The organism is Saccharothrix syringae (genome assembly GCF_009498035.1).
In the GTDB taxonomy this organism is placed as follows: domain Bacteria; phylum Actinomycetota; class Actinomycetes; order Mycobacteriales; family Pseudonocardiaceae; genus Actinosynnema; species Actinosynnema syringae.
The window spans coordinates 2528291-2543110 of record NZ_CP034550.1; the positions used below are offsets into that span (position 1 = coordinate 2528291).

General features: G+C 75.2%; 16 protein-coding genes. 6 read left to right on the forward strand and 10 right to left on the reverse strand.

All coding sequences use genetic code 11. The annotated features are described in order from the left end of the window. Positions 1-32: 32 nt before the first annotated feature. A complete protein-coding gene (locus EKG83_RS11900) occupies positions 33-851 on the forward strand; it encodes an SDR family oxidoreductase (RefSeq protein ID WP_051764193.1) in 819 nt (272 codons plus the stop codon). A gap of 140 nt (positions 852-991) precedes the next feature. On the opposite strand, the gene EKG83_RS11905 is transcribed toward EKG83_RS11900, so the two are convergent. Further along, positions 992-1384: a ChaB family protein gene (locus EKG83_RS11905; protein ID WP_033427165.1), complete on the reverse strand. Its 393-nt coding sequence runs from the start codon at positions 1382-1384 to the stop codon at positions 992-994. Positions 1385-1435: 51 nt separating this feature from the next. On the opposite strand from EKG83_RS11905, the gene EKG83_RS11910 reads away from it, so the two are divergent. Next, on the forward strand, positions 1436-2830 hold the full coding sequence (locus EKG83_RS11910; protein WP_033427166.1) for an aldehyde dehydrogenase family protein: 1395 nt from the start codon (positions 1436-1438) through the stop codon (positions 2828-2830). On the opposite strand, the gene EKG83_RS11915 is transcribed toward EKG83_RS11910, so the two are convergent. Both EKG83_RS11915 and EKG83_RS11920 read right to left on the reverse strand, forming a co-directional pair. Beyond that, positions 2788-3402: a response regulator transcription factor gene (locus EKG83_RS11915; protein ID WP_228122581.1), complete on the reverse strand. Its 615-nt coding sequence runs from the start codon at positions 3400-3402 to the stop codon at positions 2788-2790. The genes EKG83_RS11910 and EKG83_RS11915 overlap by 43 nt on opposite strands. After that, positions 3399-4571 carry a sensor histidine kinase gene (locus EKG83_RS11920; RefSeq protein ID WP_051764194.1) on the reverse strand — a complete coding sequence of 391 codons (1173 nt, stop codon included), beginning with the start codon at positions 4569-4571 and terminating at the stop codon, positions 3399-3401. Before EKG83_RS11920 ends, EKG83_RS11915 begins: the two co-directional genes overlap by 4 nt. 108 nt (positions 4572-4679) lie before the next feature. Between EKG83_RS11920 and EKG83_RS11925 the strand changes: the two genes are divergently transcribed. From EKG83_RS11925 to EKG83_RS11935, 3 genes are all read left to right on the forward strand, one after another. Next, positions 4680-5585 (forward strand): ABC transporter ATP-binding protein, encoded by a 906-nt coding sequence (locus EKG83_RS11925; protein WP_033427338.1) that lies wholly within the window; start codon positions 4680-4682, stop codon positions 5583-5585. Beyond that, positions 5582-6286 carry an ABC transporter permease gene (locus tag EKG83_RS46810; RefSeq protein WP_051764195.1) on the forward strand — a complete coding sequence of 235 codons (705 nt, stop codon included), beginning with the start codon at positions 5582-5584 and terminating at the stop codon, positions 6284-6286. Before EKG83_RS11925 ends, EKG83_RS46810 begins: the two co-directional genes overlap by 4 nt. A gap of 63 nt (positions 6287-6349) precedes the next feature. Continuing rightward, a complete protein-coding gene (locus EKG83_RS11935; protein WP_153278029.1) occupies positions 6350-6715 on the forward strand; it encodes a hypothetical protein in 366 nt (121 codons plus the stop codon). Between the two features lie 47 nt (positions 6716-6762). On the opposite strand, the gene EKG83_RS11940 is transcribed toward EKG83_RS11935, so the two are convergent. From EKG83_RS11940 to EKG83_RS49385, 6 genes are all read right to left on the reverse strand, one after another. Beyond that, positions 6763-8121, reverse strand: a complete 1359-nt coding sequence (locus EKG83_RS11940; RefSeq protein WP_033427169.1) for a UDP-glucose dehydrogenase family protein — start codon at positions 8119-8121, stop codon at positions 6763-6765. After that, positions 8079-8972, reverse strand: coding sequence for a glycosyltransferase family 9 protein (locus EKG83_RS11945; RefSeq protein ID WP_211268966.1), 894 nt, complete (start codon positions 8970-8972; stop codon positions 8079-8081). Before EKG83_RS11945 ends, EKG83_RS11940 begins: the two co-directional genes overlap by 43 nt. Then, positions 8969-9982 (reverse strand): glycosyltransferase, encoded by a 1014-nt coding sequence (locus EKG83_RS11950; RefSeq protein ID WP_084715822.1) that lies wholly within the window; start codon positions 9980-9982, stop codon positions 8969-8971. The genes EKG83_RS11945 and EKG83_RS11950 overlap by 4 nt, the downstream gene beginning before the upstream one ends. Further along, the gene (locus tag EKG83_RS11955) at positions 9979-11592 is read right to left on the reverse strand and encodes a carbamoyltransferase family protein (RefSeq protein WP_033427171.1); all 1614 of its coding nucleotides are present in this window, start codon (positions 11590-11592) and stop codon (positions 9979-9981) included. Before EKG83_RS11955 ends, EKG83_RS11950 begins: the two co-directional genes overlap by 4 nt. Before the next feature lie 41 nt (positions 11593-11633). Beyond that, complete coding sequence (locus tag EKG83_RS11960) at positions 11634-12560, reverse strand: UDP-glucuronic acid decarboxylase family protein (protein WP_033427172.1); 927 nt, start codon at positions 12558-12560, stop codon at positions 11634-11636. A gap of 298 nt (positions 12561-12858) precedes the next feature. Beyond that, positions 12859-13323, reverse strand: coding sequence for a winged helix-turn-helix domain-containing protein (locus EKG83_RS49385; RefSeq protein WP_282916580.1), 465 nt, complete (start codon positions 13321-13323; stop codon positions 12859-12861). A gap of 109 nt (positions 13324-13432) precedes the next feature. Here EKG83_RS49385 and EKG83_RS11970 point away from each other — a divergent pair, with 109 nt between their 5' ends. Then, positions 13433-14260 carry an aldo/keto reductase gene (locus tag EKG83_RS11970; RefSeq protein ID WP_033427174.1) on the forward strand — a complete coding sequence of 276 codons (828 nt, stop codon included), beginning with the start codon at positions 13433-13435 and terminating at the stop codon, positions 14258-14260. Between the two features lie 3 nt (positions 14261-14263). Here the strand turns inward: EKG83_RS11970 and EKG83_RS11975 are convergent, their stop codons facing one another. Beyond that, on the reverse strand, positions 14264-14782 hold the full coding sequence (locus EKG83_RS11975; protein ID WP_033427175.1) for a DUF2087 domain-containing protein: 519 nt from the start codon (positions 14780-14782) through the stop codon (positions 14264-14266). Between the last annotated feature and the right edge of the window lie 38 nt (positions 14783-14820).

The following is a 14820-nucleotide window of genomic DNA, read 5'->3' on the forward strand; positions in this document are numbered from 1 at the left end:
GTGGCAAACACCGGCCCGGGTACCCGCAGGTCATGAGTGCTCCAGTACCCGAATGGCCCAGGGGCGCGCCGGTGCGCGCGGTGGTGACGGGGTCCGACTCCGGGATCGGCCGGGCCGTCGCGGCGGCCCTGGCGGGCGGCGGCGTCGACGTCGGGATCACCTACCACTCCGACGCGGACGGCGCCGAGGCGACCGCGGCGGAGGTCCGCTCCTACGGGGTCCGGGCGGTCGTGCGCCGGCTGGACCTGACCGACCTGCCCGCCGCGGCGGACGTGGTCGACGAGCTGGCCGAGGAGCTGGGCGGCCTGGACATCCTGGTCAACTGCGCCGGCACCGGTTCCGCGCAGAAGGCCGTGGACATGGACTTCGAGACGTGGCGCTCGGTGCTCTCGGTGGACCTGGACGGCGCGTTCCTGTGCTCGCAGCGGGCCGTCAAGCACATGGTCGAAGCCGGCGGCGGCCGGATCGTCAACATCACCTCGGTCCACGAGCACCAGCCGCGCGTGGGCGCCGCCCCCTACTGCGCCGCCAAGGCCGGCCTGGGCGCCCTGACCAAGGTCCTGGCCCTGGAACTGGCCGAACACGGCATCACGGTCAACTCCGTGGCCCCCGGCGAGATCTCCACCCCCATGACCGGCCAGACCGACACCGACCCGAGGTCCGAACCCCGCCCCGGCATCCCCCTCGGCCGCCCCGGCCACGCCAGGGAAGTAGCCGCCGTGGTGGCCTTCCTGGCCACCCCCGCCGCTTCCTACGTAACCGGCGCCTCCTTCGTGGTGGACGGCGGCATGACCCTGATGGGCCCCCAAGCCAGCCAACTACTCCCCGACCGCTCCTGGCTAACCCCCTAGATCCCGCGCGAGTCGAACCTCCAGACCCGTCGTGTCGAACCCCCAGGACCCCCGAGTTCTACGTTCAAGCCGACCCGAACGTAGAACTCGGGGGTCCTGGACGTGGGACACGAGGGTCCTGGAGGTTCGACTCGCGCGGGTTAGCGGGACTTGGCGGTTTTGCGGTTGTTGGCCTTCTGGATGGCCTTGACCAGTTCGGGCTTGGTCATGGTGGAGCGGCCGGCGATGTCGAGCCGCTTGGCCAGGTCGTAGAGGTGCTGCTTGCTGGCGTTGGCGTCCACGCCGCCGGCGGTCTTGCCGGGCTTGGGGGTGCTGCGGGCGGCCTGCGCGTCCGAGGGCCCCTTGTGGTCCTTGGGCTCCCAGTGGTCGCCGACCTTCTCGAAGGAGTGCTTCAGCGCGGCGAACGCGGTCCGGTGCGCGCGCTGGCCCTCGCCGTAGGTCTGCACCGCCGAGTCGTGCGCCTTGATCCAGGTGCGCTGCGCCTTCTTGGGCGAGCGGGCAACGGTGCTGGGCAGCTCCTGGCTTCCGGGCATGGCTCCTCCTCAGGAGTGGTTTCACCTGCACCGCCCGGGTACCCGCAGCCCATGACGGACATGCGCGACGCCACCCTCGACGTGCCCAGCCCGCTGGACGGCCACCGGGTCGACCGCCTCACCACCCGCGAGGACGTGACCACCACCGTGCTCGCCGCCCGCGAGGCGCTGCCCGCCTGGGCCGGCACCCCCGCCGCCGGTCGGGGTGCCGCGCTGCGGGCCGCGGCCGACGCGGTCCGCGCCCGCGCCGACGAGCTGGCCACCGCGGTGGCCGAGGAGACCGGGCGCCCGTTCGACTCGGCCCGCGAGGGCGTGCTGGCCGGGGTGTCGACGCTGGAGCAGTACGCCGAGCTGGGCCCGGTGCACCGCGGCCGGTCGCTGCTCGGCTCGCCCGACGCGGCGGACTTCATGGTGCCCGAGCCGCGCGGCGTGGTCGTGGCGCTCACCCCGTGGAACGACCCGGTCGCGGTGGCGTGCGGCCTGCTCGGCGCGGCCCTGGTCACCGGCAACACCGCGGTGCACAAGCCCAGCGAGCGCTGCCCGCGCACGGGCGCGCTGCTCGGCGAGGTCATGGCGGGGCACTTCCCGCGCGGCGTGCTCCAGACCCTCGACGGCGACGGCGAGGTCGGCGCCGCGCTGGCCGCCTCACCGCACGTGGACGTCGTCGCCCACGTCGGCGGCACGGCCACCGGCCGCTCCATCGCCCAGGCGTGCGCGCGGACCGGCGCCAAGGCCCTGCTGGAGAACGGCGGCAACGACCCGCTGGTCGTCGACGGCGACGTGGACCCGGTGTGGGCGGCCGGCCAGGCGGCGCTCGGCGCGTTCACCAACGCCGGCCAGCTGTGCACCTCGGTCGAGCGGATCTACGTGCACGAGGCCGTCGCCGAGGAGTTCGTGCGAGCCCTGTGCGAGGAGGCGCGCCGCTGGACCGCGGCCGCGCAGCCCCTGGTCGACCGGCGGATGCGCGACCACGTGCACGCGCACGTCACCGAGGCGGTGGCCGAGGGCGCGGAGCTGCTGGTCGGCGGCGAGGTCCCGGACGGCGACGGCTCCTACTACCCGGCGACCGTGCTGATGGGCTGCACGGCCACCATGCGCGTGATGCGCGAGGAGACCTTCGGCCCGGTGGCCCCGGTGCGGATCGTGGCCTCCTTCGAGGAGGGCCTGGCCGAGGCGTGCGTGGACGAGCACGGCCTGGCCGCGACCGTGCTGACCGGGTCGATGGCCAACGCCCAGCGGGCGTGGCGGGCGCTGCCCGTGGGCACGGTGAAGGTCAACGCGGTGTTCGGCGGCGCGCCGGGCGGTGCCGCGCAGCCGCGCCGGTCCTCCGGCACCGGGTTCGGCTACGGCCCCGAGCTCCTCGACGAGATGACGACGGTGAAGGTCGTGCACCTCGGGCAGGCTCAGATCCAGCCCTCCTCCCAGGCCAGGCGGGCGGCCTCGTAGCGGGTGCTCACCCCGAGCTTCGTCATCGCCGACGACAGGTAGTTGCGCACGGTGCCCGCGGCCAGGTGGGCGTCGCGGGCGATGGCGGCCACCGTGCCGCCGCCCAGGGCGTACCGCAGCACGTCCAGCTCGCGCGTCGTCAGCGGGCACGCGCCCTCGGTCAGCGCGGCGGCGGCGATCTCGGAGTCCACGTAGCGGCGACCGGCGTGCACGTCGCGCAGGATCGACGCGAGCCGGGCGGCGGGCGTGGTCTTGGGCACGAACCCGAGCACGCCCGCGCTCAGCGCCCGCCGCAGCACGCCGGGCCGGGCGTGCCGGGTCACGATCACCACCGCCACCCCGGCCAGGTCGCGCACCGCCTCGGCGGCCCGCACCCCGTCCCGGCGGGGCATCTCCAGGTCGAACACGGCGATGTCGGGCCGGTGCTCGCGCACCGCCGCCACCGCGGCATCGCCGTCGCTGACCTGGGCGACCACCGCGATGTCGTCCTCCAGCTCCAGCAGCGCGGCCAGCGCGCCCCGGATCAGGTCCTCGTCGTCGGCGAGCACGACGCGGATCGGCGCCCCCGTCACCGGCCCGCACCCACCAGCGGCACCGCGGCCCGGCCGACCAGCTCGAAGGAGCCCGCCGCGGCCCGGCCCGCGTCCACCCGCCCGCCGACCGCGGCGAACCGCTCGCGCAGGCCGGCGAGCCCGGAACCCCCGAAGCCGTCGGAGCCCCCGGAACCGGCCTCCGCCGCGTCGTCCGACCGCACGCCGTCGTTGCGCAGCCGCACGCTGACCTGGCCACCGACCACGTCGATCGCCACGTCGCACCGCCGTGCCCGGCTGTGCCGCAGCACGTTCGTGGTGCCCTCCCGGACCAGCGCGCCGAACAGCGGCTGCAGCGGCGGCGGCACGTCGGCCGCGTCGCCCGCGACCACCGCCTCGATGCCCGCCGCGCGCAGCACGCCCACCGCGTTGGTGATCTCGGTGCCCAGGCTCGCCCGCCGGTAGCCCTGGACCACGTCGCGGGTCTCCCGCAGCGCCGTGCGGGCCAGCTCGGCGGCCTCGGCCGCGTGCCGCCGCGCCCGCTCGTCGTCGCGGCCGACCAGCCGCTCCGCCAGCTCCGCCTTCAACGCGATGGCCTGGAGGTGGTGACCCTGGATGTCGTGCAGGTCGGCGGCGAACCGCAGCCGCTCCTCGGCCACGGCCAGCGCCTCGGCGGTCTGCCGCGCGCGGTCCTGCTTGACGACCATGTCCCAGAACCACAGCTGCGCCAGGTCGGCCAGCACCAGCACCGCCACCACGGTGACCGCGATGATCACCGCGCCGCCCACGTCCCGGTCGGCGAACGCGGCGCCGGTCGCCACGGTGAGCCCGCCGCCCAGCAGCACCACCGCCCACCGGGCCCGCGCCGGCACGGTCGCCGCCACGTGGGCCACCACCAGCCCGGGCAGCGAGGCCCACGCGGGCAGGAACCCCCCGCCGTCGATCATCACCGCCCACGCCGCGAGCGCCACCGCGAACGTCGCCGCGTGCTCCACCAGCCGCTGCTCGCCCCGGCCGAACCCGGACATGGCCTGGCTCATGTACCGGACGTGCTGCCCGACCACCACGACCACGGCCACCGCCACCAGCACCGACCTGACCAGCCCGTACCGGTTCGCGACGAGGTCGCCCACGGCGCCGAGCGCGAGGACGGTGCCGCCGGCGATCACCGTCCACCAGGTGTAGCGCCGCAGCCAGGCCAGACCAGTCACGGGAGGAATCTACGAGGACAGGTCGCACGGTGTCTGCTGACATCTGTCACAACAGCTCGTGCGCCGCGGCACTACAGCGCGCGCCCGCCCGTGAGCAGCATGGTCGGCATGATGAACCCGGTGATCGACGTGGCGGGCCTGAGGTGCCGCTACGGGGACTTCGAAGCCGTGCGAGGGGTGGACTTCGAGGTGGCCGAGGGCGAGCTGTTCGCCCTGCTGGGCACCAACGGCGCGGGCAAGACCACGACCATGGAGACGCTGGAGGGGCTGCGCAGGCCGACCTCGGGCACCGTGCGGGTGCTGGGCGCGGACCCGTGGCGCCGGCGGGCGGAGCTGCGCGCGCGGACCGGGGTCATGCTCCAGGACAGCGGCTTCCCCGCAGACCTGACCGCGGGGGAGATGGTGGCGCTGTGGAGCGCGACCAGCGGCAGGCGCGCGACCGAGGACGTGCTGGAGCGCCTGGACCTGGCGCACCGCCGCGACGTGCGGGTCAAGCAGCTCTCCGGTGGCGAGCGCCGCCGGCTCGACCTGGCCCTGGCCGTGCTGGGCCGGCCCGAGCTGCTGTTCCTGGACGAGCCGACCACCGGCCTGGACCCGGAGTCGCGGCAGCGCACGTGGGAGGTGGTGCGCGGGCTGCTCGCCGAGGGCACGACCGTCGTGCTGACCACGCACTACCTGGAGGAGGCCGAGTCGCTGGCCCACCGGCTGGCGATCCTGCACGAGGGGGTGGTGGCGGTGTCCGGGACCGTGGAGGAGGTGCTGGCCGCGCAGCCGGCGCGGATCTCGTTCGACCTGCCCGCGTCGCTCGACGTGGACGCGCTGCCCCTGCTGGCGGGCGACGTCGTGCACCGGCCGCCGGGGCGGGTGGAGGTGCGCACGGCGGAGCTGCAGGACGACCTGGCGCTGCTGCTGGCCTGGGCGGGTCGGGCCGGGTTGAGGTTGGGGCGCATCCGCGCGCACCACGCGTCCCTGGAGGACGTCTTCCGCGCCGCGCGGACGGGGGTGGCCGCGTGATCACCGCCCTGGGCGTGGCCGAGCTGAAGCTGTTGCTGCGCAACCGCACCGCCGCCTCACTGGCCGTGCTGATGCCGCTGCTGATGGGCGTGTACGTCGCGGTGGTGCAGGGACCGCCGGACGACGGCTGGTCCGTGGTGATCGCCCTCCAGGTGGTGTTCACCCTGGGCTTCGGCGTCTACGTGACCTCCACGACGGCCCTGACCGCCCGCCGCCAGGACCTGTACCTGAAGCGGCTGCGCACGGGTGCCGCGTCGGACGCGGTGGTGCTGACCGGCATTCTGCTGCCGGTCGTGCTGCTGGCGGTGGTGCAGACGGTGCTGCTGGTCGGTGTCAGCCTCGTGGCCGGCGCCCCGCTGCCCGCCCGACCCGAGCTGCTGGTGCTGGCCGTCGTCGGCGGTGCGGCCGTGACCTGCGCCGCGGGGGTGTGCACCAGCGGTCTCACGGGTACCGCGGAACTGGCCCAGATCACCACGGCGCCGTTCTTCCTGGCGTTGCTGGTGGGCGTGCTGCCGGCGCTGGGGGAGGACGCGGATTCCCGGTTCATGCTGCTGCCGGGTGGTGGGCTGGGGGTGCTGGTGCGCTCGGCCTGGGACGGGGCGACCGGGCAGGTGGGGTTGGCGGTGCTGTCGGTGGCGGCCTGGACCGTGGCCGGTGTGGTGCTGGCGACGCGGGTGTTCCGGTGGGATCCGCGCGGTTAGTCCGCGGCCGGTCCGCCGGCCGGTACCTTCGGCGGGGGAGTGCTTGCCGACCGGGGGGTGGCGATGAACGCACCGACGGGCCTGCCGCTGTGGTTCCGGGCGTTGTTCGCGGTCGCGTGGGGCGGTCTGCTCGCCGGCCCGGTGCTCGCGCGGGAGCACGAGCGGCTCGGGGTGCCGGAGTTCCCTTACGCGCTGGTCGCGGTGCCGCTGCTGATGGCGGTGGTGCTGGTCTTCCGCCGGTTGAGCGCGGTGCCTGCCCGGCCCGAACCGGCCACCGCGGCGGTGCTCGGGGGCGGTGTGGTGCTGGTCTGGGGGTTGGGCGCGCTCGGGTTGCCGTACCTGGCGCTGTCCGTCGTGCCGGTGGCCGCCGGGGTGGCGACGAGGCGGGTGTGGCTGGTCGCGCGGCGGGGCGGGGCCGCCCCGGGGTGAGGCGGCCCCGCCGGGACCAGGGCGGGGCCGGGGCCGCCGGGGCCGGGTCAGGCCGCGGTGGCGCCTCGGCCGATGCCGACCAGGCGGAAGCCCGCCTCCACCACCTTGTCGACGGGCAGCAGGTTGCGCGTGTCGACGATGACCGGCCGGTTCATCGCGCCCGCCAGGGCCGGCCAGTCCAGCTCGGCGAACTCCGGCCACTCGGTCAGCACCACCAGCCCGTCCGCACCCGCGGCCGCGGCCTCCGCCGAGCCGAGCACCCGCACCGGTCCGCAGTCCCGGTGCACGCACGGGTCGTAGCCGACCAGGTGGGCGCCCTCCTCCGCCAGCAGCTCGGCCACCGCCAGCGCGGGGGAGTCGCGCAGGTCGTCGGTACCTGCCTTGAACGTCAGCCCCAGCAGGCCCAGGCGGGCGCCGCGCAGCGGGCCCACCGCGTCGCGCACCATGTCCACCACGCGCCGCGCCTGGTGGCCGTTCGTGCCGATCGTCGCGCGCAGCAGCGGGAAGTCGACCCGCGCCTCCTCCGCGGCCGACAGCAGCGCCCTGGTGTCCTTGGGGAAGCACGAACCGCCCCAGCCGGGGCCCGGTTCCAGGAACGCCGCGCCGATCCGGTCGTCCAGGGACATGCCCTCGGTGACGTCCGCGATGTCCGCGCCCACCCGCTCGCACAGCTCCGCCAGGCTGTTGACGTAGGACAGCTTCATGGCCAGGAAGCAGTTGCTGGCGTACTTCACCAGTTCCGCGCTCGCGCTGTCGGTGATCAGCGTCGGGGCGCCCGTGCCCTCGTACAGGGCGACCACGCGCCGGGCGGCGTCCTCGCCGGAGCCGGACCGCGAGGCCGAGCCCGACCGCGAGCCCGACCCGGACCGCGAGCCCGACCGCGAGCCCGAACCCGAGCCGGGGGCGCCGACCACGACGCGCTGCGGCCGCAGGAAGTCGTCGACCGCGTGCCCCTCGCGCAGGAACTCCGGGTTCGACACCACCTCCACGTCGTCGCGGCCGACCAGCTCGGCCACCCGCTCGGTGGTCCCCGGCGGCACGGTCGACTTGAGCACCAGCACGCACCCCGGCCGGACCGCGTCACGCGCCTGCGCCAGCACCGCGTGCACCGCCGCGAGGTCGGCCGCGCCGTCCGCGCCGGTCGGCGTGGGCACGCACAGGAACACGAAGTCCGCGTCGCCCAGCGCCTCCGGGTTGCCCAGCACGAACCGCAGGCGCCCGGCCCGCACGCCCTCCGCGACCAGCTCGGGCAGCCCCGGCTCGTGCGCGACCACCTCGGCCCGCGACAGCGCCTCCACCCTGGCGGCGTCCACGTCCGCGCACACCACCTCGTGCCCGAGGCGCGCGAAGCACGCCGCCGTGGTCAACCCGACATAGCCCGCGCCGATGACGCCGATCCTGGCCACGGTCCACCTCCCGTCAGCGATCGTGCGGCTGCCAACACCTCGTCCACGTCGATCTCCAGCAGGCCCGGGTCCGGTTCGTCGGCGAACGTGTCGCCGACCCGGCCGCGCCACAGCGCCAGGTGCGGTCCCGACCGCGGCCCCCACTGCGCCGGGGACACCGGCCCGAACAGCACCACCGACGGCGTGCCGTAAGCGGTGGCCACGTGCGCCACGCCCGTGTCGCCGCACACCACCAGGCGCGCTCCCGCCACCAGGTCCAGCAGGCCGCCCAGGTCGCCCGTGCGGTACCGCCCGCCCCGCGCCACCTCCCGCACCAGCGGCTCCTCGGCGGGGCTGCCGGTCACCACGACGTCCGGGCCCAGCGCCCGCGCGACCTGCGCGAACCGCTCCGCGGGCCAGCGGCGGGCGCCGTGGCTGGCGCCGGGGTGCACGACGACCGCGCCGTTGGCCGGTCGCGGCGGCAGGCGCAGGTCGGCGGGGTCGCACGCGATGCCGAACTGCGCCAGCAGCCGGCACCACCGCACCACCTCGTGCTGCCCCTCCACCCACGGCACGTGCGCGCCGTGCGTGATCAGCCGCGCCGGGCGGGTGGCGCGCAGCAGTTCGGTGCTCCGCGGGCCGCGGCCGTGCAGGTTCACCGCCAGGTCGGGCGCCTCGCAGTCGATCGGCACCAGCCCCTCGGTGGGCAGCAGCCGGTCGACGGCGTCGATGCGCGCCACCACGTCGGCCAGCCAGGCGGGCGCGGCCAGGACGACCTCCGCGCCGGGGTGGGCGCGGCGCAGGCCGCGCAGCGCGGGCACGGCGGTGAGCAGGTCGCCGAGGCCGAGGGCCCGGAGCACCAGCACCCTCACCGCCGCACCACCGGCGGCTGCTCGCTGGGCGCGTGGAACGTCCTGGTGGTGCCCGCCGGCCGCACGCCGCGGTGCCGGACCTCGCCGACCAGCCGGTGCAGGCACGCGGCGGGCGGGATGGCGATGCTCGTGACCACCATCTTGACCACCTCCTCGCGCGTGCGCGGGCCGGGCGCGATGCGGTCGACGGCGAACTCCGCGCTCATGGCCGCCCACACCGAGCCGAACAGCAGCGCGGCCCGCCGCTGCCCGAGAAGTCCGCAGAGGACGGTCAACGCGGCGGCCGCCGTGGTCACCACGTGCCGGGGCAGCCGGCCGGGCGCGCCGCCGATCTTCCCGCGCCAGCCCGGGCCCAGCAGGCGCCGCATCAGCGCGTCGTCGGCGTTGCCGCGCTGCTGCCGCACGCTGACCAGGAAGTCGGCCTCCCGCACCGGGTGCGTGGTCACGCGGTCGCCGGTGACCACCCGGTACCCGTGCTCCTGGACGCGCAGCGCCAGCTCGGCGTCCTCCCGGTAGGCGCGCGGGAAGCGCTCGTCGAACCCGCCGCTGTGCACCAGCGCCGCGCGCCGGTAGGCCATGTCCGCGGTGATCCACCGGGCGTCCGCGAGCCCGGCGGTGTTGCGCTCCCAGTCGGTCGGCCTGCGGTCGGCGGGCAGCGGCACGGTGATGCGCGCCTGCGACGCGCCGACCTCCAGGCCCAGCCACTCCAGGTCGGCGACCAGCCGGGCCTTCCAGTCCTCCGGCGGCACCACGTCGTCGTCCAGGAACACGACCCACTCGCAGCACGCGGCGCGCCACCCGGCGTTGCGCGCGGCGGCCGGGCCGCGACCGCCCGAGCGCAGCACGCGCGCGGAGTGCGTGGGCGGCAGCGGCCCGGGGTCGGGCCGGTCGTCGACCACGATCACCTCGCGCGGCGGCGGGCCCGAGCCGTGCTCCAGCGCGTCCAGCACCACGCCCAGGCTGGCCCGGCCGACGGTCGGGATGACCACCGCGTAGTCGACGCCGCTCATCGCCGCACCACGAACCGGCCGATGGCCAGCAGGTCGACCGGCGCCGAGCCGAAGCACTCCAGCGCGTCGCGCGGGTCGTCGACCATGGGCCGCCCGGCGGTGTTCAGGCTCGTGTTCACGACCACCGGCAGGCCGGTGCGCTCCTCGAACCCGCTGATCACCCGGGCCATCAGCGGTTCGGTCGCCGGGTCGACGGTCTGCACGCGCGCGGTGTCGTCCACGTGCACCACGGCCGGGATGCGGTCGCGCCACTCCGGCTTCACGTCGTGCACGAACAGCATGTAGGGGCTGGGGAACGGCCCGCGCCCGAACAGCTCGGGCGCCCGGTCGGCCAGCACCATCGGCGCGATCGGCCGGAACTGCTCGCGGCCCTTGACCTCGTTGAGCCGGGCCAGGTTCTCCTGGCGGCCGGGGTGGGCGAGCAGGGAGCGGCGGCCCAGCGCGCGCGGCCCGTACTCGCTGCGGCCCTGGAACCACGCCACGACCTGGTCGGCGGCCAGCGCCTCGGCCACCGCGACCGCGACGTCCTCCGGCTCCTCGTAGGCGACCTTGGCGTTGTCCAGGTACTCGCGGATCTCGTCGTCGGTCCACGAGCGGCCCAGGTCGGCGCCCGGCATCGCGGCGGCGGGCTCGCCCGCGTCGGCGACCACGGTCAGCGCGGCGCCCAGCGCGGTGCCCGCGTCACCGGCGGCCGGCTGCACCCAGACCTCCTCGAACGGCCCCTCGGCGAAGATCCGCGTGTTGGCCACGCAGTTCAGCGCCACGCCGCCGGCCATGGTCAGCCGCTTGTGCCCGGTGCGCTCGTGCAGCCACCGGGCCAGGTCGAGCAGGACCTCCTCCAGCCGCACCTGCACGCTCGCGGCCAGCTCGGCGTGCTCCTGGGTCATGTCCTCGTGCGGTTCGCGCCGCTTGGCCAGGGTGCCCCAGTCCAGCGGCATCACGGCGAACCCGCCGTCCTCGGTGGCGTAGATGTGCTCGCGCATGAGGTCCAGGTGCCTGGGCTCGGCGTAGGAGGCGAGCGCCATCACCTTGTACTCGTCGCTGGAGCGCAGGAAGCCCAGGTGCTCGGTCAGGTCCTCGTAGAGCAGGCCCAGCGAGTGGGGCAGGTGCTGGGCGGCCAGCGTCTCCAGCCGGTGGTCGCGGTAGCTGCCCGCCAGGTGCGAGCGGCACTCGCCGCGGCCGTCGTTGACCAGCACGGCGCAGTCGCCCCCGTACGGCGCGGCCAGGCCCGCCGACGCGGCGTGCGCCACGTGGTGCGGCACGAACCGCACGATGTCGGGGTCCAGGCCGGGCAGCGCGGTCGCCAGGAAGTACGGCGCGCGGCGCGCGTACTCGGTGCGCAGGTCCTCCCACGGCACGTCGCTCGGTTCGACCAGGTCCGGGTCGTAGGAGTAGGCCACCGCGTCCAGGTCGGCCGGGGTCAGCCCGGCCCGCTCCAGGCACCAGCGGGCGGCCATCTCCGGCTGCTCCCAGGCCGAGAACGGCACCGGGCGCTTGCCGTGCTTGCGCCGGGAGAAGCGCTCCTCCTCCGCGGCCGCCACCACCTCGCCGTCGACCACGAGGGCCGCGGCGGGGTCGTGGAAGATCGCGTTGATGCCGAGCACGCGCACGGCGTTCCCCTTTCGCTCCGGTGTGGACCGACGTGGTCCGCTTACCCGACCGGGTGTCGGTCGAACGATCGCCGCAGGCCCTCGTCCAGGCCGATCTCCGGCTGCCAGCCCAGCAGCCCGCGGGCCAGCGAGATGTCCGGCCGGCGCCGCCGCGGGTCGTCGGTCATGGCGTCGACGTGCTCGATCCCGGACGTGCTGCCCAGCAGCCCGACGACCTTGCGCGCGACCTCCAGCACGGTGACCTCCTCGGGGTTGCCGAGGTTCACCGGGCCCAGCTCGTCGCTCTCGGCCATCGCCAGCAGGCCGCGCACGAGGTCGTCCACGTGGCACAGCGAGCGGGTCTGCCGCCCGTCGCCGTGCACGGTCAGCGGCTCGCCCGCCAGGGCCTGGCGGACGAAGGTCGGCACCATCCGGCCGTCGTCGGGCCGCATCCGCGACCCGTAGGTGTTGAAGATGCGCACGATGCCCGCGTTCACCCCGTGCTCACGGCTGAACGCGCACGTCAGCGCCTCGCCGTAGCGCTTGGCCTCGTCATAGACGCTGCGCGGGCCGACGGGGTTGACGTTGCCCCAGTACGTCTCGCGCTGCGGGTGCTCCAGCGGGTCGCCGTAGACCTCGCTGGTGGAGGCCACCACGACGCGGGCGCCCTTGCGCTGGGCGAGCTCCAGCGCGTGCAGGGTGCCGAGGGCTCCGGTCTTGAGCGTTTCGACGGGCATCCGCAGGTAGTCCACCGGGGACGCCGGGCACGCCAGGTGCATGACCAGGTCGACCGGGCCGAGCAGGTCCAGGGGCTTGCCCACGTCCGCGACGACCACGCCCAGCCGGGGGTCGTCGGGCAGGTTGGCGGGCGAGCCGGTGCGGAAGTCGTCCACGCACACGACCCGCGCGCCGCGTGCCAGCAGCGCCTCGCACACGTGCGACCCGAGGAAACCCGCCCCGCCGGTCACCACCGCTCTTTCGAAGCCCATGAAAGTGAGCTACCCGTGGAACGCGGGTGTAACCACCGCTTCTCCGGGTAGTACCCGTCGGTGTCCGGGACGGCGGTGGTGACCGCGACGCGTGACCGCGCCGCCGGTGCCGGGCGCCCGGTGGCACCGGTCGGATGATCCGGGGATCGGGCTGTTCGGGTGGCGGGCGGGGTGCAGGCAGGCGGGGTGCAGGCAGGCGGGGTGCGGCAAGTGCCGACCGGCTGACGTGCGGCCGCGTGACCCGGCGACCCCACCGGCCAACCGGGGGCGAAGCCGTCGGCGTTCGGCGGCGGTCCCGCTAGCCGGCCAGCGCGTCGCGCTCCACCACCACGTCCGCCGTGCTGTCCGCCCGGTACCCCACCCCGCGCACGGTGGTGATGAACCCCGCGGCCTCGCCGAGCTTGTGGCGCAGGCGGCGCACGTGCACGTCCACCGTCCGGGTGTCCACGGTGCTCGCCCCGCCCCACACGCTGCTCATCAGCGCCGAGCGCCGGTGCACCTGCCGCGGGTGCGTGACCAGGTGGTGCAGCAGGTCGAACTCCAGCCTGGTCAGCTCGATCGGCCGCCCCCGCAGCAGCACCCGCCGCGAGTCGACCAGGACGCGCAGCACGGGTTCGGCCCGGCGGGCGGGCAGGTCGATCACGACGTCCGCCCCGGGCAGGTCCAGCGCGGACCGCAGCGCCTCGGCGAACCGCTCCGCACCGGCCACCGCGCCGTCCACCGCGCGGGAGGCCGGCCCGGTCAGCCGGATGGCGATCGTCACCTCGATGCTCGCCACATCAGGGAATGCCCTCACGACGGGTGATCCGACCAGGGGTGGGTGACGCGGGTCAACGGCTCCCGATGCGTGGGAAGCGTTGACAAGGGGCATCATGTCCTCCATGAGGACCATCACCCTGAACAACGGCGTGACGATGCCGCAGCTCGGCTTCGGTGTCTTCCAGGTGTCCACTGAGGACACCTACGCCGCCGTCGCCGAGGCCCTGCGGGTCGGGTACCGGAGCGTCGACACCGCCGCGGCCTACGGCAACGAGGAGCCGGTGGGCCGGGCCGTCGCCGACTCGGGCGTGCCGCGCGACGAGGTGTTCGTCACCACCAAGCTGTGGAACTCCGACCAGGGCTACGACGAGGCGCTGCGCGCGTTCGACGCCAGCACGGCCAAGCTGGGGCTGGACCGTTTGGACCTGTACCTCATCCACTGGCCGGCGCCCGGGCAGGACCGCTACGTCGACAGCTGGCGCGCGCTGGGCAAGCTCTACGCCGACGGCCGGGTGCGCGCCATCGGCGTGTCCAACTTCCACCCGGAGCACCTGGAGCGCGTGGTCGAGGCGACCGGCGAGGTGCCGGCGTTGAACCAGGTGGAGCTGCACCCGTGGCTCCAGCAGGAGGAGCTGCGCGAGTACAACCGGAAGCACGGCATCGCCACCGAGGCGTGGAGCCCGCTGGCCCGGGGCGGCGAGCTGCTGGCCGACCCCGTGGTCACGTCCATCGCGGACAAGCACGGCCGCACGCCCGCGCAGGTCGTGCTGCGCTGGCACGTGCAGCTGGGCAACGTGGTCATCCCCAAGTCGGTGACGCCCGCCCGCATCGCGGAGAACCTGGACGTGTTCGGCTTCGAGCTCGACGACGAGGACATGGGCCGCATCGCGGGCCTGGACCGCGGCGTGCGCACCGGCCCGGACCCCGACCGGTTCGGCTGATCCTCAGCCCCGTCCCACGTCGACCGGGCCGCCCGAGCGCCAGTACTCGCCGCCGGCCCGGTCGAGCAGCCCCTCGTCGACCAGGTACCGGCGCACGGTCACGTGGTCGACCTCGCCGCCGTCGCACCACTTCCCGAGCACGGCCACCACCTCGCGCTCCGGGTAGCGCCTGCCGGGTTCGAACGAGGCGCACACCCGCTCCAGCACGGCCCGCCTGCGCCCGCGCTGCGCGGGCAACCGGACGAGCCGTCCGTCCCGCACGAACGGGTCCTCGCGCACCCGGTCCGCCGCGCCGAGCCGGGCGGCCTGCCCGAACAGCTCCTCGCGCACGCGCCACCCCGGCCCGTCGGCGTCCACCAGACCGGCCGCACGCAGCCTGCGCAGCGCGTTTTCCACACGCCGGGTGTCCAACCGGGTCGTGTCAACGACGTCCGCGGCGGTGCGGGCACCCAGCACGAGGGCCGCCACCACGCGCAACCGCTCCGGTTCCGCCAGCAGCCCGACGAGAGATTCAGGGGTCACGTCGTGAGCTAACCGGAACCAGGCTGCTCGTGCACCCG